Below are 19,887 nucleotides of genomic sequence, written 5' to 3' on the forward strand. Positions count from 1 at the left end.
TATTTCCTTTCTAAAATGCTTTGCGAAGAACAATCGAAATACCCTCGGCACCAGAAACATCATCTGCCCATGTTTTTTCGTAGCGTGCGCCAAGCTTCCAGCTATCATCAAATTCAACATCGAACCCGAAAGCGGCGCTCAGTCGATCGGGGGCAACGCCGTCCGTCAGGAAGACTGCGCTATTGGCTGTGTTATCGATTAGCTGTGATGTCAGTGTATAACTTCCATCGGTCAGCTCTCGGCGGTAGCTAAAGTCCGCAACGGGGGACACTGAAAAGCGCTCTCGAACACGCCATACCATTGGTTGAATTTTAAGACCTGCCTCAATTCTTCGGCTCTTGCGTGTTTGCTTCTCATAACTAAGTGCTAGGCCCTGCGCGCCGCTTTCAATAAATCCGTCAACGCTGATTTCGCTGGCATGAAAGGACACATCACCATCGACGTTGATCCCCATGAAATCGGTTTTCCCACCAACTGCGACATAGGTATCCCAATAATTTCCGTCAGTTTGTCCGCTAGCGGACAAAAGTGAAACGCCAGTTGGGCGAATGATATCGTCAATATCTAACCAGCCATAAGCCGCACCAATCCGAACATCATACCAGTCCGGTTTGATGCCGATATACCCGTGCAAACCTTTTGACCCACTGTCATACCGGCCACCAGCAATAGTATCGACATCACTTTCCGTGAGCGTAAACGCTGCGCCGGCAAACACCGTTTCAGTCAAAAACCCTTCGCCGCCAATTACGACGCCTTTATAATCAGTCTCAACCAAAGAACGGATATCGTCATGGGCCAATAGTGGCGTGCCCATAAAAAAGTCACCATAAATACTAAAACGCTGATCCACATCGGGCCGCCCTGCCCCAACGCGCCCCAAGACATTTTCCAATTCAAATTGAGCGACATCACCAATTCGTGCCACCTGGCGCGATGCTTCGCCCGATGCTGCATTCAGTGTTGATTTCCACCACTGGGCCGCCAAACGGTGCCCCCCTTCAGAAAAATGAAGTTCATCAATAAAGACGTGGCGGTTTTGCTCATCGACGTCAGATGAACAAAGCGCATCAGTATCATCGTTGTAACAGGCAACATCCGTTTTCGTGAAACCAAGTGCCGTTGCATTACCCGTCATATATGAAAGAAAATTCTCATATTTCATTGTGACAAGGTTCAAATCCGACGGTAGCGTCGCCCCAGCAATCGCATCGAACATTTCTTCATTCGCTTCATCCATTAATTCGTCGAGCGACGATTTTGCGGCATCATCATCGGCAAACATTGGTGAATACTGAAGCGGCTGAATTTCTGAGATGATAATTGTTCGTATACCCGCATTTGCGAGTTCCACGACATTTTCCGCCGCAGCATTTGCAACATCTGTCGAAATTAAGTCGGCATCCTCTCCTGCATCCATGCGATCCAGAAAATCGTTTCCGCCAGCGATCATGAACGCTACATCGTCGTCATCAATATCAAGCATTCCGCCACCGACAAGGGCGGCAAACTCTTCGGTTTGAACACGCACGCCAGTCTCAACGCCAAATGGTACGAGGTCGCCACCGCGCGTCATATGCGCACCGGATATAGCGAAGTTTAAGTTTGAAGAATTTTGATCTGGATCAAGAACAATATCGACGTCTCTCCCCATCATTTCAGCCCAAACAAGTCCATTTGAGTCTCGCTCGAACCCGTTATTTGATGAATAGGGCGTGAAATCCTCTCCGCGCTCACCAACAATAGCGCTAAAATTTCCCTGCCCTATCGAGCTATCGCCGAAGAAATACCAATTCCCGTCTCCGGTCTCTGCGTTCGCCATCGGCGCATATAACGTTGCCGCTGCAACGCCCATTAAAAGCGCGGTAGTGGCATTTTTGGCATAAGGTCTTGTGGTGTATAATTTAGAAAAAGGCATGAGTCTCTCCATTGGGCCAAGAGGCCCATCGTTTGATTTTCATTTTTTTGTTGTGATCGACGCTTTGCGCGCCTTAATTCTTTGTGCCCAATCGGCCCAAAGTTATACTAGCTAGAATTATTCATTTCTCTCTCCGGTATCTACGCGCTAGCTGTATTCGGTTATGGGTTCGCTTTAGTTGCATGCGGTTTAAACCGTTCGCGATATTCGCTCGCGGCAATACCCAAATGTCTCTGAAAGGCGCGACGCATACGCTCGGGGTTCACAAACCCAACGTTCATCGCAATAACTTCGACAGGATGATTTGTCTGTTCTAATTCTACCCTCGCCGCCTGAAGCCTTGCCATTTCCACATAATTTGCTGGGGTAATGTTGGTTTCGTCCTTAAACTTCCGCGCGAATGATCGCTCTGACATCGCCGCGCGAGCAGCCAGCTTTGTAACATTGAGGTCTTCTTTGACATTGTTCAAAATATACTGGAGCGTTTCAGCAATCGCACTATCATCCGCTGTCTGAGCAATAAGTTGGGTACTGAATTGCGATTGGCCACCTGGGCGCATCATATACATTACATTATATCGCGCGACCTGAAGCGCGACCTCATGCCCCCAGTCTGCTTCCACAAGTGCGAGCGCCAGATCCATTCCCGTTGTTACGCCTGCGGAAGTCCAAATGTTTCCGTCTTGAATATAGATGGCATCGGGATCAATTTCGACTTTTGGATAACGCTGTGCAAGAATTGGACACCACCACCAATGGGTTGTCGCTCGCTTGTCATCAAGCAACCCCAGCTCAGCCAAAATCATAGCGCCCGTACAAATCGACACTATGCGCTTTGCGCGTTGTCCTGCCCAACTCACATATTCTAATAAATCACTATCGTTGATCGCCTCGCCCGTGCCATGACCACCAGAAATGATCAGAGTATCAATCTCTATCAGCTGATCTTTTGCCCCGTTAAAATCGTAGTCTGCCTGAAGCGTTAGCCCGCTCGTGGTCGAGACTGGCCCCTTATCATGTGCCACCAAAGCAACACGATACGGATCAATTCCCTCCGGAAGAAAGAGCTTGGAACCGGTCAAAATCTCGAGCGGCCCGACAACATCAAGAATATGTGCGTCGGGATATGCGACCATAACCACGTTCCGTGGCGGCTCTGCTGTTGTGTATGTTTTTGTTGTTTTCTTCATAATCAGACATTAGCCCGCCAGTTCCAAGACCGTTAGGACAAAGACCCCACCGTTCCTGCCAAAGTTAAATAGAGCCACTAAACCGCTGATTTCCGCGCAACGATAAAAACCACCTTCCCCGTAGAGGGTTGCCACTCATATTCGATTTCAAACCCCGCCTCGCGGAGGTCAGCGATCAATTCAGTTTTCCGCAAAAAATCAACATACGGTAGTTTTCCGATCATTCGGCCCATCCAAATCAATGGTTTCAAATACCCCATTGAATCATTCAGACAGACGGTGCTCGAAACAAAGACGCCATTTGGTTTGAGTAACGCATATACTTTCGCCAACGCTGCTTTTCTGTCTACCAACAGATGAACAATCGACATCCCTAAAATGACGTCAAAACCAGATGCGTGTCCGGTAAAATTTTCGATTGTCGATTGTTCAAAATCAATATTCTGGACGCCGGCTTCACGAGCTTTGTCTCGTGCTATGGCGAGCATGTTATCGGAAACGTCCAGGGCCAGGATGTGTTCTACATTCGGCGCATGTAGAATTGCCGTTGAACCGGTGCCGCAACCGAACTCAAACATCCTAGTCTCCGGCGTCAAATATTCCCTCGTGACCTTGAGTTTATGCTCGTAGGACTCTTGATCAGCGATCGGCTGCTTGGCGTATTTCGCTGCAACCTTGTCCCAGAACCGCTTATTTACCTTGCCTTGTGCTGTCACCGTGAACTCTCCCATAAATACGGTCATCTATTGTTTTCAGCATATACAGACAGCTTCGACATACGCATATTGCCTAAATTTCATGAACTGATATACGAAAATGCATGAACTGGGAGACTGTATCATTTGACTGGAACCAAGCTCGCGCCTTCCTCGCTACAGCCGAGGAAGGATCACTTTCGGCTGCGGCGCGTGCGTTAAATGTTACCCAACCAACCCTCAGCAGACAGGTAAGCGCGTTAGAGACGGAGCTGAATATTGTTCTTTTTGAGCGTGGCACGCGAAACATGTTGCTCACCGAAGCTGGGCTTGAACTTCTCGATCATGTGCGAGCAATGTTTGAGGCCGCCAGCCGAATGTCGCTTTCCGCATCCGGCCAATCGCAATCGATTAAGGGATCCGTAAAATTATCTACGACGAACACATTGGCCACCTATCACCTTCCCGCCATCATCGAGGTTATCCGCGAACAAGCACCAGAAATCGAAATTACCATTACGACGTCAAATTTGGTGCGCGATCTCACCCGTCGCGAAGCAGATATATCGATACGTCATGGGCGACCGACCCAACCAGAGCTTATTGCGAAACTCATCCGAGAAACGACGGCGCGTTTTTATGCGTCTACGGAGTTCCTAGATCGAATCGGGCGTCCACGCTCACCAGACGATTTAAAAGATGCTGTTTTCCTGGGGTTTGAAAACCTTGAACAATTAATCGCGGCTTATGGCGAATATGGTGTTCATTTGACCCGCAAAAACTTTCCGATCAATTCGGCAAGCGGAACCGCCATCAATGAAATGGTACGCCGGGGACTTGGGATCGGCACTCTATTGCAGGAGGACGCTGCACTTTTTCCCGAGCTAGAATTAGTTCTACCGGATTTAGAACCTATTCCTGTACCGATCTGGATCGTGACACACCGGGAACTTCATACCAGCCGACGAATCCGCTTGGTATTTGATCTGCTTACAGAACACCTAGCAAACATATAAACATTAGCCTTTGGAATAGTCATCCTATGCAATAGCTTGCTTCAGACCTTGAATCTATATGTGTCGAAATCATCAATCCCGAGAGGTTCTTGAGTTTCGACAACATTCGGCGCAACCTCACCCGTAATTTCAAGGTTTATACTGGCCCTACCAGCGTGCAGAATTCGCAAATCATAAAGCCCGTCCCATACATATATATATCCAGACGTGCCGTAGGTTGTTCCGCCCCCAAATAACCTTCCATCGTCGAGCAATGACCAGGTTGAATAACTTGCTTCAGCACCAGTAATATCTTTTATGCGTTCCATGCAATGCCCGTTTGAGGAATTCACCGTCGGAACCCAACGCTTCACTTGGTTCTGATCCAATCGGTTCTCAACGCGGCATTTAAAAGAATGCTGCTCGCCTTCTGGAACCACAATCCAGTCAACCTGAACATCCGGCGCGGGCAAGTGCCGATTGTCTACATAACGCTGTTTTTCGGAATGCTCCAATTTACCAAAATTATGATTTGACAACACGGCTTTTCCACTTGCGGCATCGGCAAAAAGCGGCAACGGCATAACATCAAGGCATTTGCCCGTGCGACGATCCCAAACTCGACCGAGATAGTCTCTACCCCATGTGATCAGCTTTCCCCCGGCTAATAGCTCTGCGCCGTAAACCGTGCCTAGATGATGACCTTCAAGATAAAGCTGCCGCTTTCCGGTCGTCAGATCCCAAATTGCCATAGGTTGCGGATGAAGAGATCGACGCCAACCGGCCTCTAGAAACTCCTGTCGATAGCACTGCCAACTATAATCAACCCCCAGCGCAGTCTCGTCACCAAGCTCATAAAAATTTGAAATGTGGGCGCTGTCTTTAAGCTCAAGCTCAACACCCGGTTTTGGGATATATGCTGCAGGTGCCGTTCCACCCCAGCTAATCAAAAACTGTCCCTTGTCTTGATGACGTGAAAAATCAGTAGGTGTGCGAATGAATTTTTCAATTGTTTCTATCGCCGATTCCATCTTTTGGCGTGCGGAAATATTCGCTGAATGCACAGACAGCTTTGGCGGCGTATACCCCCGCGTGAGCACTGCTTCTTCGATCCACAACAAAACATCATAGCCTGTCCCGCGATCATCATCGCCAAGATCATGATCGAGACTAACTTCCGAGACATTCTCGGTGTGCAATAAATTGATGACTTCATCTGGCCAGAAACATCGGGTCCAACCATCAGGCGTCGGCCGTTCATCGTCGAGATAAATTTTCACGCTATACTCCCCGGTCGAAACCCTATCGCCTTAAACACCTTAAAATACCCACACGCGAACAAAATCGAACGTATGTACTGAGTTTAGCTATTTAGGGAATTTGTTTTTATAATGGCGCGAGTGAAGGCGGGGCTTAGAACCGGCGATTGGACATAGTCTGTCAGACCGAGAAAGCGCAATTCCCGGAGTATGATGTGGGGCGGTTTTAGAACAGTTGAATAAAATCCTCTAGAGCATTCGGCTCAGGCGATTTGGCACCCTTTCCGTAAAAATGAATTCCCTGATTTTAATTCGCCCCACGAAGCCTCGTCAGGACAACGTCATTCGCAGTGCCCGAATTTGCAAAAACAAAGTCAATCGCACCATCACCGTTCATATCCCCTACAGCAACGCCATATGTATCGGCGCTATTCGGAAGAGTCTCTCGCTGGAATACTCCTGACCCATCATTAAAATACAACAGATTGTTTCCATCTGCACCCGCAACAAGATCAATGTCTCCATCAGCGTCAATGTCGACAGCAGCAACCGCCTGAACATTATCGCCGGTCCTTCCGAACAGCTTTGGTTCGGTAAACTCTTCCTCTTCGCTTTGCTCGTATAGCAAATGTACTCCAGTGGTGCCGGTCAGTATGATATCCACCCTCTCATCACCATTCATATCCGCGAATACGGCCTTACGATGATCGCCCTCGCTTGCAGGAAGCGCAATTGCATGGAAATCACCACTACCCTGATTGTTCAGAAGAACGCTTGCTGCACCATCGCGCCTAGCTATCAGTAGGTCGTAATCACCGTCGGCATCAAAATCACCGACATCGACACCGGTCGATCCATACCCATCTCCTGGAAGATCTGCTGGCAATCCGAAACCACCTTCACCATCACCGATATAGAGTCGATCTGTCCCGCGTCGGGTAACCATAACAAGGTCGAGATTTGAATCACCGTCGACATCAAGGAGACGCGCTGATCTTGTAGGACCGGCGCTTTTCGCGATTTCCCCGATCAGGGAAAATATGGCGTGGCCGTCATTTTCGAATACAAGGGCCGTCAAGTTATCCCGGACGACAATGGCATCAAGGTCGCCGTCCTTATCAAGGTCGCCTGCTTGTATTGTGTAGCTCGCGCCTATTTGTTCGCCAATCGGCCTTGCTTCCAGCATTCGGCCAGAGCCAGCGTTTAAAAACACAAAATCTTGCTCTGCCCAATGCCGGCCATTTGCCGTCAGAACGTCTAAATCTCCGTCACCGTCAAGATCAGCTAGCGTCACGTCTGCGGTAAGATGTTCAGCAATATCAAATGTTAAAAACGGGTGTTGATTGAAAGATAGTGCACGGTCCTGCGCAAATACAACACCGGATACTGACAATGTAGCTAGAAGATAACTCAGAAGCATCTTTCCACGCATAGACAGGTCCTCCTAATCACCAACCAACATATGAGCTACTAAATAATGAGAAAATCCACCCAGTCCGGCACAGGTGGCAGCAAACTATATACCGTCTTCACACGTTTCCCCGGCAAAGAGTTTACCGCTCGGCGTGCGTAGTGACGCTCAAGTTCTGCTTTTAATAGCTCAGCACGTTTTGCCATGCTTTATTTTTGATCTAACAACGACAGCACCCACAATAGCAGTAATTTCCACGGCTTAACTACGGCCCAAACGGACCGCCCACGAAAAGCGTGATGCATTAAAGACTGTTGTTATGTAAATTAAAAGTGGCGCGAGTGACGGGACTCGAACCCGCGACCTCCGGCGTGACAGGCCGGCGCTCTAACCAACTGAGCTACACCCGCATCAGATAAGCCTGACGCTTAATAGAGGGTGCCGTTTAAGATAGGGCGCTAAGGGCGTCAAGCGGAATATCGCAGATCGCGGCCACAATATTGGTAATTCTTCTTTCGAAACCAAAAAGATGTCCAAAAATATGAATAATTGCCCGCTATATAGCCACAAGCATAGCATTTACCATTAACGCTCAGAGCGGCACTTTTCACCGAGAGTTTTCCCCATCTATTCACCTCGCGCGATAAGTCGGATACTGGCGGGATGCCTCCACTCAGACCACGCGTTAACTGCCAAGATGAGAATTCCAATGACCGATACCCCACAATATTTTCCCGGACCCCATGGCCGCCTCGCCTATCGTCAAGTCTCTGGTGAGGGGCATCCGGGCATAATTTGGCTCGGTGGTTTTCGGTCCGACATGCTCGGCACGAAAGCGGAATTTCTAAGTGATTGGGCCAAGTCGAATAATAGACCATATCTCCGTTTTGATTATTCCGGCCACGGCGAGTCCGATGGTAAATTTGCCGATGGCTGTATCGGGGAATGGGCCGCCGACGCGCTCGCCATCTTTGATGCACAAACCCAAGGCCCGCAAATCTTGGTCGGGTCATCAATGGGTGGCTGGATTGCGACGCTATTGGCGCTTCAACGACCGGACAGAATTGCCGCAATCACTTTTATTGCCCCCGCGCCGGATTTTACCGAAAAGCTTATGTGGCCCTCGTTTTCGGACGCACAACGCGAAATAATCTTGTCGAAGGGTCGGTTAGAGCAACCATCTGAATATTCCGATGAGCCTGAAATCATCACAAAAAAACTCATAGAAGATGGCCGGAGAAACCTTGTCATGGATGGGCCGGTTCCGATCCACTGCCCGGTTCGGATCCTTCAAGGCATGAAAGACGAAGCTGTCCCCTATGGCCATGCTTTGGCATTTGCCGAACTTATAGAGACCAGCGATGTCGAAATATCGCTTGTCAAAAATGGCGATCACCGGCTCTCAGAGCCAACCGACCTCCAGCGGCTAACGGATACAATTAGCGCGCTGTAGACGAAACCGTTCACCGCGAAGACGAAACGGCTCATCGCATCAACGGCCCGAAACCCGGTCAATCGGTTGCGACAGATGTCGCAATGCTCTATTCTGGGGCCAAATAAAAGGGCAATTAGCCCTGTTTTTAGGCTGGGCAGCATATGACAGACATCAAGGGGACCGATCCCACCAAACCCGAACTCGCGATTTTAAAACGCCTTTGGCAGGCCAAAGAAATGAGCGCGCGCGAGATCCATAGCGAAATCTCCCCTGATTTCGACTGGTCATATTCTACAGTGCGCACCGTATTAGAGCGCATGACCGACAAGGGGCTAATCTCCAAAACTGCCATTGATGGCGTCAATATCTATGAACCTCAAATCGGCAAAGTCACGATGCTTTCGCGCATGATCGCTGATTTTTCAAAACGGGTTCTAGAGTTAGATTCGACACCGGCCACAGCATTCTTCTCCGATTCAAAACTACTTAGCGATGACGAGCTTGAAGAACTTCAAGAGGTCCTTCGAAAAGCGGAGACAGAATCATGAACGCGATGATCGAGCCATTTTTTCTTTGCTTACTCGCGTCCATGATCTGGGCACCGATTGTTTTTCTCGGCGCTTCTTATCTCGCGAAACACCAAGAGCGCCTAACCGGAAAATCGGCCATGGGTGGCACCATATGGCCAACAGCACTTGTCATTGCCGCTCTACCCGTCTTGCTGGCGCCGATCGCCGCATCATTCGGAATTTCAATGCGCGCAGGCTCGCCGCTCCCGCCAATGATGGAATTAGCAAACATTGCCGTGAGGCCAACGACGGGCACCGAAGCATTCGTCGCGGAGGCACCAACCACAGTCTCTCTTGCAGATATTTTGCGCATGTCGGCGGTGTTGTATTTTTATGGATTTGTCATGGTGATAACGCTTGCCGCTATTCGCCATGTTTGGTTTTCGTACCGGCTCAATTTTGCATTGTCGCTAGACGAGCCACAACTGGAAACTGCACTCGAGATGTGGCGGGTACGGATTGGTGTTTCCCAACACCCGCGATACGTGTTTTCCCATATTGTATCAAGCGTCTGTGTTTACGGCGTTTTTCGCCCCGTTGTCGTGTTGCCGTACAACCTTTTGGATCGCGTATCGATCAAAGATGCGGCCCTAATGGGGGCTCATGAAATGGCCCATATAAAACGCGGTGACGTAGCGCTTTTTGCACTATGTTCAGTCGCCAAGGCCGTATTCTGGTTTAATCCGTTCATGCACCGAATTTGCGCTCAAGCCAATCTTGCAGCAGAACAAGGTGCCGATGCGCTCGTACTTTCAGCCGGTGTTGATCGTCATCAATATGCGAATTGCTTTGTTCAAGGTCTTCGCCTCGCGGCAGGCGCGCGTTCGGGTTTTGCGGGCGAGTTAATCCCCTCCTTTACGCCATTTGATAAGCAATCGCGCCGAGCGCGGCTTGATGCGATTTTGTCAGGCGGCACAAGCCAAGCATTGCTTTCCACACCGAGTAAAATTGCCCTTATCGGAAGCGCCATATTCGCCGCCGGAATAGCTGTAGCGCAGGCAACGATCGCGGTTGCGCCGCCTCCGGCGAGAGTGGCGCTTCCCGTAACGCCCGTAAATGGCGAAATCACCATCAGTTTTGGCGAGACGAATGACGGAAAGAAGCTAGCTTACCATGAAGGTGTTGATATTCGCGCCAAGCGTGGAACGCCGGTTCTTGCCGCAGGCGACGGTAAAGTCATTGATGCAACTGATCTTTACCGTGGCGGAAAGTCATGGGGCAAAGTGGTGGTTATTGATCACGGTCACGGGCTGGTAACGCGCTACGCGCATCTTGACAGTTATAAAATCAATAAGGGCGACCGCGTAGCCGCAGGCGATGTCATCGCAAATGTCGGCAGTACAGGTAACGCAACCGGGCCGCACCTGCATTTTGAAGTCATTGAGAACGGCACAAATGTTGACCCCTCTCGGGTGATCATTCCTGATGCGCCACGACCATTGTCCACTGAACCACCTCTACGTGCACCGCGTGCAGTTGCCATCGTGCCGGCTGCGTCATCGCCCTCTTCCAAACCCGCACTAGCACCTGCCGCCCCAGAAGCTGCAAAAAATGCTCATGCGCTAGATAACAAACTCGCCCAGATTGAACACAAACTACGTAATCAATTTAGCAACTTCGACGCTTTCCAAGATTTCAATAAGATTGAATTTTCATTCGACAGCTTTCAGGGGGCAAAAGATGTAACCGCCCTTATCGACGATCAGCGCAAACAATTTCAAAAACTTGCGAAAACAAACAACGCTCTTCCCACATTCCAATTTAACGCCGTCGATCTAACGGAGGCCGAAATCGAAGCCATCCGTCAAGAAGGCGAGCAAGCATGGGAGGACGCACAACGCGAAATCGAAGCCGCACGCGATGAGATAGAAGCAGAGTTTCGGCACGAATTCAGCGATGTGGACCATGAACAATTTGAGCGCGAGTGGAGCCGCACTGCAAAACGCGAAATTGAACGCGCGAAACAGGAAATCTCCGTTGCATTTGCAGAGGCAGAACGTGAACGCCAACAAGAGATCATTCTACGCGAAGAAGAAATGCTGGATATAAGAGAAGACGCATTACGAGACGCAAAAGCTGATTTAGAACAGGAACTGCGAGACATTAAACGTCGCCGCAAAGAATTGTTGGCAGAAAACAAACGTTAACCCTCGATCCTGAATACTAGGCTCAAGGTGATATAACAGCCGGGCGGTAAACTCGGCTGTATACATCGTATTATTTTTTACATTTTCTCTACATTCCTAGTTAAAATTTATCCGCAGTCGGCTTATCGCACCGATCAGGCGACTGGTCGAATAACAGATGCATTGATCCCTACTCGGCGTAAGAGTCTCTTGAACCTTTCAAAAAGAAAAAGGCGGGAGAGAACCGATGGGACTGACACGGCTTTGCCTCAAAAATCCGGCGGCGGCACTTGTTGTACTGGCCCTTATCACAATGCTTGGCGCACTTTCTGTGTCGCGCCTACCGGTTCAACTCTTCCCCTCAATCGAGCGGCCTCAGATCGGCATTTGGACGGGATGGCGCGGTGCCTCCCCTCGCGAAGTTGAAAGCGAAATCACCGAACCCATTGAACGGGAGCTTCGAGGCATTCCCGGTGTCACGGTCATGCAATCATGGTCTAATCAGGGTGGTGCTTGGATCTCGCTCGAATTTTCCCTCGGCACCGATATGGACAAAGCCTTCACAGAAGTGAACGCCCGGCTCCAACGTGTTCAGGGATTGCCCGCCGAGGCCGATCGCCCCGCGATAAATAATGGTGGCGGCGGCGGCGCTGACAATCTCATCTTTCTTTTTCTTCAGCGACTGCCTGGTACCACAAATCAAAACGTCAACCTTAGCGATTTTGCGGAACAACGCATCGTCCCCCGCCTCGAGGCTATTGATGGTGTGGCTAGCATCGACATTCAGGCCCCAGACGGTGAACGAATCTTGAGTATCGAGTTCGATCCTTATCTTGCTGCGCAACTCGGCATTACACTCGATGAAATAACGCAAAACGTAAATCAGTCTACGGATATTACCGGCGGATCTGTAGAAGTCGGCCGACGTAACTATACCATGCGCTTTAAAGGCCGCTTTACCGCAGACCAACTAAGCGAGACCATACTCGCCTGGCGCGAAGGCGCGCCGATCCGACTCGGGGATATCGCCGACATATCGGTCTCCCCCGACCGCCGAAATTCGGGCCTTTCCTACCAAAACGGTAACCCGGCCATCGGCATGAGTGTTCTGCGATCTCCCGGGTCAAACACCCTCGAAGCCATCGACGGGATAACAGAGGTAATAGACGAATTAAACGCAGGTCCACTTGCTGAAATGGGCTTTGCTATTCACAAAAGCTTCGATCCCTCGGTCTTTATCAAACGGGCAATTACACTGCTTTCCGGCAATCTCGTTATCGGCATAATGCTCGCGATCGGGGCTCTATGGCTATTTTTACGCCGTGCGGCAGCAACAATGATTATTGCGGCATCAATCCCTATTTGCCTGATGGCAACTTTGATCGTCCTCAACCTCTTTGGACGGACGATCAATATTATTTCGCTTGCCGGATTGGCCTTTGCTACCGGAATGGTACTCGATGCTGCAATTGTTGTTCTTGAGAATTTTGTCCGCCTACGTGAAGAAGGCCGGACACCTTTCCAAGCGGCGGAAGAAGCCGTGGGACAGGTATTTGGCGCATTATTTGCCTCGACGGTCACGACCGTCGCAATTTTTATTCCGATTATGTTTTTTGAAGATGTCGAGGGGCAATTATTCGCCGACCTCGCCTTAACGATTGCGATTGCTGTTTCTTTCAGCCTTATTGTCGCGATCACGCTTTTGCCAACGGGGGCGCGGTATTTCGTTAAAAAGGGAAAATCCGAAACTGAACATCCTAATTTTGCCAAGGTTCTCGCGAATTTCATTATTCAACTGACCTCGACAAATAAACGACGTGGCTTAATCATTTCGGGTCTAACAATTCTACCGGTCATAGTTGCGTTCGTCCTATGGCCACAGCTCAATTACCTACCGCCAGTAAAACGAGATGCGGTCGATGGGTTTATTAGCTTCCCGTCTGGCGCAAACGCAGACACCATCCGCGAAGAATTCGCTGAAATCGTTGTTGAACGCCTTCAACCCTATATGGACGGTGAAAAACAGCCTGCTCTGCGCAACTACTATCTCTTTTCAGATGTCTTTGGCGGTAACATCGGTGTTCGGATTAATGATCAATCCCGAATTGATGAAATGGTCGATATTGTTAACAATGAAGTGCTCGCCGGCTTTCCCGACACGCGTGTCTTCGCAAGTCAGGGCAACTTGTTTGGTAATTTTGGCGGATCTGGCTCCATCACGTTGCAACTTCAAGCCGCTGATTATGACGCCCTCGTTGCGTCAATGCCTGCGGCAATGGATTTAATTCAAAATGCCTTGCCCGGTGCGCAAGTCTGGCCAAACCCTGATCCCGATGTCGTAACGCCAGAGCTGCAATTACTACCGAATGATCGCCGTATTGCCGAAGTGGGTATGACCCGCGCCGCCGTCGCGCGGGCCGTTCGCGCCTTGGGCGACGGACAATGGCTTGGTGAATTTTTTCATGAAGACGGAAGAATTGATGTCTTTTTGCGCGCGAAAGATTGGGCGGAACCGGAATATCTTGAAAGCGCCCCCATTGCGACCCCCTCTGGCGTGGTTGTACCCCTCGGTGAGTTGGTGACCATAACGCGTAGCGTTGGTCCACAACAGTTACGGCGGCTCGATGCGCGGCGGACGATCTCCCTCGGAATTAATCCACCCGATGGCATGGCACTTGGCCCTGCGGTTGAAATGCTAAAAGAAAATGCGGGCGATGAAATCTATGATCTCCTCCCGCAAGGCTCGACGGTCATTTGGGGCGGCGATGCGGATTCGCTTGCGCGCGCAATTAAAAACCTCGGTGCAAACTTCCTGCTCGCAGTGGTCATTCTGTTTTTGATCATGGCCGCGTTGTTTAAGTCAGTGAAAGACTCGGTGCTCGTTATCATCACCCTTCCGATGGCGGCGGTCGGCGGCGTTCTCGCTATACGGCTGCTTGATCTGTTTAAAACAACACCGCTTGATCTGTTGGGAATGATAGGCTTCATCATTCTTCTTGGATTGGTCGTCAACAATGCGATCCTATTGGTGTCACAAACACGTGCGTCTGAGCAGGACGGAAAATCTCGAACGGAGGCTGTACGTGAGGCCTTGATGTTGCGTATACGTCCAATTTTTATGTCAACATCCACATCGTTGATGGGCATGTTACCACTGGTGCTGGCACCGGGTGCCGGTAGTATGATTTATCGCGGACTTGCTACCGTTATTGTTGGCGGTATGGCGATCTCCACACTTTTCACATTGCTCCTGTTACCGGCGCTTCTCCAACTTGGTAACGCACGTTCTGCTCAAACCGACCCGCGTGGCCTCGCCATGCAGCCGGCGGAATAAGGAATTTCTATCATGAACCGTAAAATCGCATTTTCTAGTATCGCCGCAGCAGCGCTCGTTATTGCTGCTGGCACCGCATTCATTTATGGCGGCCATGTCGGCGCAAGCACAGAAACAGCAAGCGCGGAAGAAACCGAACAGCCACAAGGCCCGCCCCCCGCAGCTGTGACTTTGGCCAAAGCGGAAAGCCGCAACCTTGCTCCGCACGCAGAAACGCCAGGTACAATCGTATCTATTCGCGATAGTCGTATTTCCGCGGCCACGAGTGCAAAGGTCGAATGGGTTGCCGAAATTGGCGCGGAAGTTGAAACCGGCGACTTGATTGCGCGCTTAGACCCTTCGGATGCCAATTTTGCACGCAATGATTCCGCCGCGGCCGTTCAACGCCTAACGGCGCGTGCTGAATATCTCGACAGTCTATACAAACGTTATCTCGGGCTTGGCGAAGAGGCTGGTGAATCTGCTGCGACATTAGATGAGATGCGATCAAACCGAGATGAAGCATTCCAAGCTGTTGCACAAGCAGAAGTCGCATTGGATAGGGCGGAAACGAACTTAGACCGAACCGAAGTTCGTGCACCCTTCGCTGGCCGAGTCGTGTCGCAGGAAACTCAAATTGGTGAATACGCTACACCGGGTACGGAGCTTGTACGGCTGGTAGATATTCATCACCTTGAAGTCACCGCTCGCGCGCCCGTCGGGTTAACGCGCAATGTCGGTCCCGGCGAAACCATCCGTGTTGCGAATGGACCGGAAGTGCTTGATGCGAAAGTCCGCGCTGTCGTGCCGGTTGGCGATGATCGCTCTCGGATGTTGGAAATTCGGCTCGAATTGCCGGAAACTGCCTGGTATATCGGGTCCGCTGTTAGGGTTCATCTTCCATCCGCTCGACCAGTAGCTGTTACGGCAGTTCCCCGCGACGCGTTGATATTGCGCGCTGACCGCATCAGTGTTTTCGTTGTTGGCGAAGACAACCTCGCGAAACGCGTCGATGTAGAAATCGGTACGGCAGAAGGCGAATTCATCGAAGTCATCGGTGACATTGAACCGGGACAAAATGTTGTTATACGCGGGGGTGAGCGCCTACGTGAAGGACAATCGGTGACGGTGTCTCAAATTCTTGTTAGTCCGAGCGCTTAGTCTTTTTCGCCAAACCTGTCCTGCACAAGCTTAACGATTGAATCGACTGCTTCGGCGGCCTGTGGACCGGTGGCGGAAATTTCTAATTTTGCGCCTTTGCTCGCAAGCAGCATCAATAGGTCGAGTTGTGAATCCGCGAGCGCAACGCGATCTTGGTTTTTTACAGAAACAACCGCGTCATAAGACTTTGCTAAAGAAGAGAGATAACGTGACGGTCGGATGTGCAAACCTAGTTTATTACAAACTTCAACAGTTTCTGTAACTTTGTCTGCCACCTATTCCGAAGCCTCGCCAGATAAAACCCAAGATGCAACATTGATATATTTTCGGCCTGCATCATGGGCAGCCTTTACAGCTTCGGGCAAATCATCTTCAGCCCGCGCCGACGCAAGCTTTATGAGCATGGGTAAATTCACCCCTGCGACGACTTCCGCATTAGCTTTTTCCATCACTGAAATCGCAAGGTTTGACGGGGTCCCGCCAAACATATCGGTAAGAATGATGACACCCTCACCGCTATCAACCGAACGCGCCGCTTCAAGAATATCTTGCCGACGCTTTTCCATGTCGTCATCCGGCCCAATGGATACGGCTTTCACCTGTTCCTGAGGACCGACCACATGCTCAGCGGCAGAAAGAAACTCTTCTGCGAGGCGTCCGTGGGTTACAACAACGAGACCAATCATTTGTTTTTGCTCAACTCCGTCACAACTCTACTATGGTGCGTGATTGTTCCGAGATGTCCACCAAAAAATGGTTATTGCTGCCCCGGTAACTCAACCACAAAACGCGCGCCGAGCCGCTCACTTTCCGGATTTTCCGGCTCTGATAGGCGGTTTTCGGCATATATTCTGCCGCCGTGCGAATTAACGATCTGACGCGAGATTGCCAGACCTAGTCCGGAATTATTACCAAATGACGCACCCGCAGGCCGTTTGGTATAAAAACGCTTGAAAACGGATTCTAGATTATCCGGCGGGATACCGGGCCCATTATCCACGACATTAATCCGCGCGAATGGCAATCGGATAGAACTCGGCTCAAGCGTTACCCTTACCTCGCCGCCAGCGGGACTGAACGAGCGCGCATTATCAATTAGATTGCGTATGACTTGGCCCAGTGCGGCGGGGCTACCCAATATGTAAGCCGCCTGAAGCGGTTCATTAAAAGCGACAGACACGTCGCCATCTTTTGCCGTATCCGCATAAACGGAAACGATATCTTTGATCAGCTTTCCGAGATCAATTGCTTCGCGACTTTCGCGCGCGAGTTCCGCATCAAGACGCGACGCATTGGAAATGTCGGTAATAAGCCTGTCCATTCGCGCAACATCTTTTTGCACGACGGCCAAGAGCTTTGCCTGCTGTTCTGGCGTCTTCGCTAGCTGTAAAGTCTCTGCAGCACTCCGGATCGAGGTCAACGGATTTTTCAATTCGTGGGAAACATCTGCCGCAAAGTTCTCAATCGCATCAATCCGCGCATAGATTGCCTGGGTCATGGATTTCAGCGAACCAGATAATTCGCCAATTTCATCTTTACGGTTGGTAAAGTCGGGAATGCGCGCACGCCCCGCGGCACCAATTCCTTCACGCACTTTGTCAGACGCAATCGCCAACTGACGGATTGGCTGCGCGATCATCGTTGTGAGTAACAAAGAAGAAAGAATCGCCGCCGCAACCGCCCAACCAAAAAAAGGTAATATTGAAAGTCGCGCATCCTCAACCAGCGCATCAATCCCGCCACTCTCGGCTGTCACTATACCGTAGATCGCTTGAACCCGGCGAATAGGCACAGAAACCGAAGCAACAATTTCACCTTCTTCGTTGATCCTGACGGATGCTGCCCCGCGTTCCAATGCGAATGGCGATGATTCAAGCGCAGCATTTAACTCGTCTTCAATTGATCGGCGGGCCGCTTCTGCTCGATAGGCACGCGAAAAATAGCGTGATAAACGACGCCAAACATCGTCTCCGCTGAAGCTTGAAAAACTAGGCTGGTCATCATCAATAGCCGGAAGTTCTTGCGCAACAATTTCATCCTCGCGCAAAACAACGTCTTCGATGAGCAGGCTGCGCGCGTCACTAATGGGCGGATCTGCAAATGTCTGCGGCGCATTGAAAATCCGTACCCGACCTTCAAAGCTATCCCAAACACGATTGAACACCTCGCGCACATCACGCTGACTTAGCGCAAGCGCACAAACAGCTGTTTCATCCTGTAAGGCAATGTCAGTTTCTTCGATCGGCTGACAGGTATTCTCGTCTATTGCCACCTGCGCCAAAACATCGGCAATGATTTGTGCTTGCGCACGCACGCCTTCGAGTTTTGCTTGAACGAGGCCATCGCGATACTGCGTCAGGGCAAACGTGCCCATCAACAAAATAACCAGACCGATAAGATTGGCGAGAACGATGGTCAACGTCAGACGCGACACCGCCATGGGTGCGCGACGCTTGCGCCCGATCCCGCCCTCCTTTTCCATCAGCGATTAAGTATCCTTATACTTATAGCCGACGCCGTATAGCGTTTCGATAGAATCAAATTCCTTATCGACAACGCGGAACTTCTTCCGCACACGCTTTATGTGGCTATCGATTGTGCGGTCATCCACATATACTTGGTCATCATAGGCCGCATCCATTAGCTGATCGCGACTTTTCACAAAACCGGGGCGCTGCGCCAATGCTTCAAGGATAAGAAATTCAGTAACGGTCAGAATAACTTGCTGTTCTTTCCACAAACATGCATGCCGCATCGGATCGAGTGTTAGTGGCCCACGGCGAAGAATTTTCTTCTCTTCTTCCTCAGTTGGCGTATCGCCCGCCTGACCGCGCCGCAAAACGGCCTTGACCCGCTCAAGCAATAGCCGCTGTGAGAATGGCTTCTTGACATAATCATCCGCACCCATCGTAAGACCAAGAACTTCGTCAATTTCCTCGTCTTTAGAGGTCAGAAAGATCAACGGTAAGTTGGAGGATTGCCGAATACGGCGAAGCAGCTCCATGCCGTCCATGGTTGGCATTTTAATGTCCGAAACCACCACATCGGGTGGCGTCGCATTGATAAACTCGAGCGCTTTCGCACCGTCTTCGAAAGTTTTTACCGTGTGTCCTTCAGATTCCAATGCAATAGAAACTGAAGCCAAAATGTTTTCGTCGTCATCTACTAGTGCGATTGTCGCCATAGTCTCTAATCCCCGTGTAATATCAGTTTCTTACTATGTACCGGCGCGGGCGTATAGAAGGCGATGCCAAGGCGTTTTTGTGACCACCTCACTTTTGCCTTACATCTACCTCAAACACCGCCAGCAGCAGAATCGATAAATTTCGCTAACGACACGTCGCGCTCCGAAAGCCCGTCTGCGTCATGAGTCGTCAAAGTGATCTCTACTTTATTATAAACATTGAACCACTCCGGATGATGATCCGCCTTTTCTGCGGCCAAAGCGATACGGTTCATAAATCCCCAAGCGGCATTAAAATCGCCAAAAACAAAGGTCTTTTTAATAGCGTCTCGACCGTCCTGTGGTTTCCACCCCGGATTTTCACCCAAGAAAGCTTCGCGAGCATCTGCGGACAGTTTTTGGACCATTTGATTTCTCCTCTTCCTTGAGCTCCGGCATAGCCAAATTTCAAGCCATGCCCAACCTTTATTGACCATTGCCAAAACCAGCAGGCGACCGGGCAGCAACAGGTAACGCGAAAAGCGATACCAGCACCCTATTGTAATTGACAATCATTATCATTTCTTCTAGCCAACTCGTAATTGATAATCATTATCACAACCTCCGAAAACGATACGAAAGACCCCGAAAA

General features: G+C 50.3%; 15 protein-coding genes, 1 tRNA gene and 1 pseudogene. 6 read left to right on the plus strand and 11 right to left on the minus strand.

Going from position 1 to position 19,887, the window contains the following annotated elements; translation table 11 throughout:
• Positions 1-10: 10 nt before the first annotated feature.
• The 3 genes from ABFZ84_RS00610 to ABFZ84_RS00620 form a co-directional block, all read right to left on the minus strand.
• A complete protein-coding gene (locus ABFZ84_RS00610) occupies positions 11-1,918 on the minus strand; it encodes an autotransporter domain-containing protein (protein WP_369311725.1) in 1,908 nt (635 codons plus the stop codon).
• A gap of 161 nt (positions 1,919-2,079) precedes the next feature.
• Complete coding sequence (locus tag ABFZ84_RS00615) at positions 2,080-3,108, minus strand: GlxA family transcriptional regulator (RefSeq protein WP_369311727.1); 1,029 nt, start codon at positions 3,106-3,108, stop codon at positions 2,080-2,082.
• A 77-nt stretch (positions 3,109-3,185) separates the two neighbouring features.
• Positions 3,186-3,851, minus strand: a complete 666-nt coding sequence (locus ABFZ84_RS00620) for a class I SAM-dependent methyltransferase (protein ID WP_369311729.1) — start codon at positions 3,849-3,851, stop codon at positions 3,186-3,188.
• A 77-nt stretch (positions 3,852-3,928) separates the two neighbouring features.
• Here ABFZ84_RS00620 and ABFZ84_RS00625 point away from each other — a divergent pair, with 77 nt between their 5' ends.
• Entirely contained in the window at positions 3,929-4,819 is an 891-nt protein-coding gene (locus ABFZ84_RS00625; protein ID WP_369311731.1) for a LysR family transcriptional regulator, read from the plus strand.
• A 977-nt stretch (positions 4,820-5,796) separates the two neighbouring features.
• Here ABFZ84_RS00625 and ABFZ84_RS00630 read toward each other — a convergent pair.
• From ABFZ84_RS00630 to ABFZ84_RS00640, 3 genes and pseudogenes are all read right to left on the minus strand, one after another.
• Positions 5,797-6,078, minus strand: a pseudogene (locus ABFZ84_RS00630) (cyclic-phosphate processing receiver domain-containing protein); the annotation flags it as partial.
• Positions 6,079-6,364: 286 nt separating this feature from the next.
• Positions 6,365-7,489 (minus strand): FG-GAP repeat domain-containing protein, encoded by a 1,125-nt coding sequence (locus ABFZ84_RS00635; protein WP_369311733.1) that lies wholly within the window; start codon positions 7,487-7,489, stop codon positions 6,365-6,367.
• A 312-nt stretch (positions 7,490-7,801) separates the two neighbouring features.
• A tRNA-Asp gene (locus tag ABFZ84_RS00640) sits at positions 7,802-7,878 on the minus strand.
• Positions 7,879-8,177: 299 nt separating this feature from the next.
• On the opposite strand from ABFZ84_RS00640, the gene ABFZ84_RS00645 reads away from it, so the two are divergent.
• From ABFZ84_RS00645 to ABFZ84_RS00665, 5 genes are all read left to right on the plus strand, one after another.
• Positions 8,178-8,921, plus strand: a complete 744-nt coding sequence (locus ABFZ84_RS00645) for an alpha/beta hydrolase (protein WP_369311735.1) — start codon at positions 8,178-8,180, stop codon at positions 8,919-8,921.
• A gap of 143 nt (positions 8,922-9,064) precedes the next feature.
• Complete coding sequence (locus tag ABFZ84_RS00650; RefSeq protein ID WP_369311737.1) at positions 9,065-9,451, plus strand: BlaI/MecI/CopY family transcriptional regulator; 387 nt, start codon at positions 9,065-9,067, stop codon at positions 9,449-9,451.
• Complete coding sequence (locus ABFZ84_RS00655; protein WP_369311739.1) at positions 9,448-11,619, plus strand: M23/M56 family metallopeptidase; 2,172 nt, start codon at positions 9,448-9,450, stop codon at positions 11,617-11,619. Before ABFZ84_RS00650 ends, ABFZ84_RS00655 begins: the two co-directional genes overlap by 4 nt.
• A gap of 226 nt (positions 11,620-11,845) precedes the next feature.
• On the plus strand, positions 11,846-14,932 hold the full coding sequence (locus ABFZ84_RS00660; protein ID WP_369311741.1) for an efflux RND transporter permease subunit: 3,087 nt from the start codon (positions 11,846-11,848) through the stop codon (positions 14,930-14,932).
• 12 nt (positions 14,933-14,944) lie between these two features.
• Positions 14,945-16,072 carry an efflux RND transporter periplasmic adaptor subunit gene (locus ABFZ84_RS00665; RefSeq protein ID WP_369311743.1) on the plus strand — a complete coding sequence of 376 codons (1,128 nt, stop codon included), beginning with the start codon at positions 14,945-14,947 and terminating at the stop codon, positions 16,070-16,072.
• Here the strand turns inward: ABFZ84_RS00665 and ABFZ84_RS00670 are convergent.
• From ABFZ84_RS00670 to ABFZ84_RS00690, 5 genes are all read right to left on the minus strand, one after another.
• Positions 16,069-16,347, minus strand: a complete 279-nt coding sequence (locus tag ABFZ84_RS00670; protein WP_369311745.1) for an HPr family phosphocarrier protein — start codon at positions 16,345-16,347, stop codon at positions 16,069-16,071. The two genes, ABFZ84_RS00665 and ABFZ84_RS00670, sit on opposite strands and share 4 nt — an antisense overlap.
• The gene (locus ABFZ84_RS00675; RefSeq protein WP_369311747.1) at positions 16,348-16,758 is read right to left on the minus strand and encodes a PTS sugar transporter subunit IIA; all 411 of its coding nucleotides are present in this window, start codon (positions 16,756-16,758) and stop codon (positions 16,348-16,350) included. It lies immediately after the preceding gene.
• Between the two features lie 71 nt (positions 16,759-16,829).
• Entirely contained in the window at positions 16,830-18,554 is a 1,725-nt protein-coding gene (locus tag ABFZ84_RS00680; protein ID WP_369311749.1) for an ATP-binding protein, read from the minus strand.
• Positions 18,555-18,560: 6 nt separating this feature from the next.
• Positions 18,561-19,256: a response regulator transcription factor gene (locus ABFZ84_RS00685; RefSeq protein ID WP_369311751.1), complete on the minus strand. Its 696-nt coding sequence runs from the start codon at positions 19,254-19,256 to the stop codon at positions 18,561-18,563.
• 110 nt (positions 19,257-19,366) lie between these two features.
• Positions 19,367-19,732 (minus strand): 4a-hydroxytetrahydrobiopterin dehydratase, encoded by a 366-nt coding sequence (locus ABFZ84_RS00690; RefSeq protein WP_369314526.1) that lies wholly within the window; start codon positions 19,730-19,732, stop codon positions 19,367-19,369.
• Positions 19,733-19,887: the final 155 nt, after the last annotated feature.

Origin of the sequence: Hyphococcus lacteus (genome assembly GCF_041058985.1) — a bacterium.
GTDB classification, from domain to species: Bacteria; Pseudomonadota; Alphaproteobacteria; order Caulobacterales; family Parvularculaceae; genus Hyphococcus; species Hyphococcus lacteus.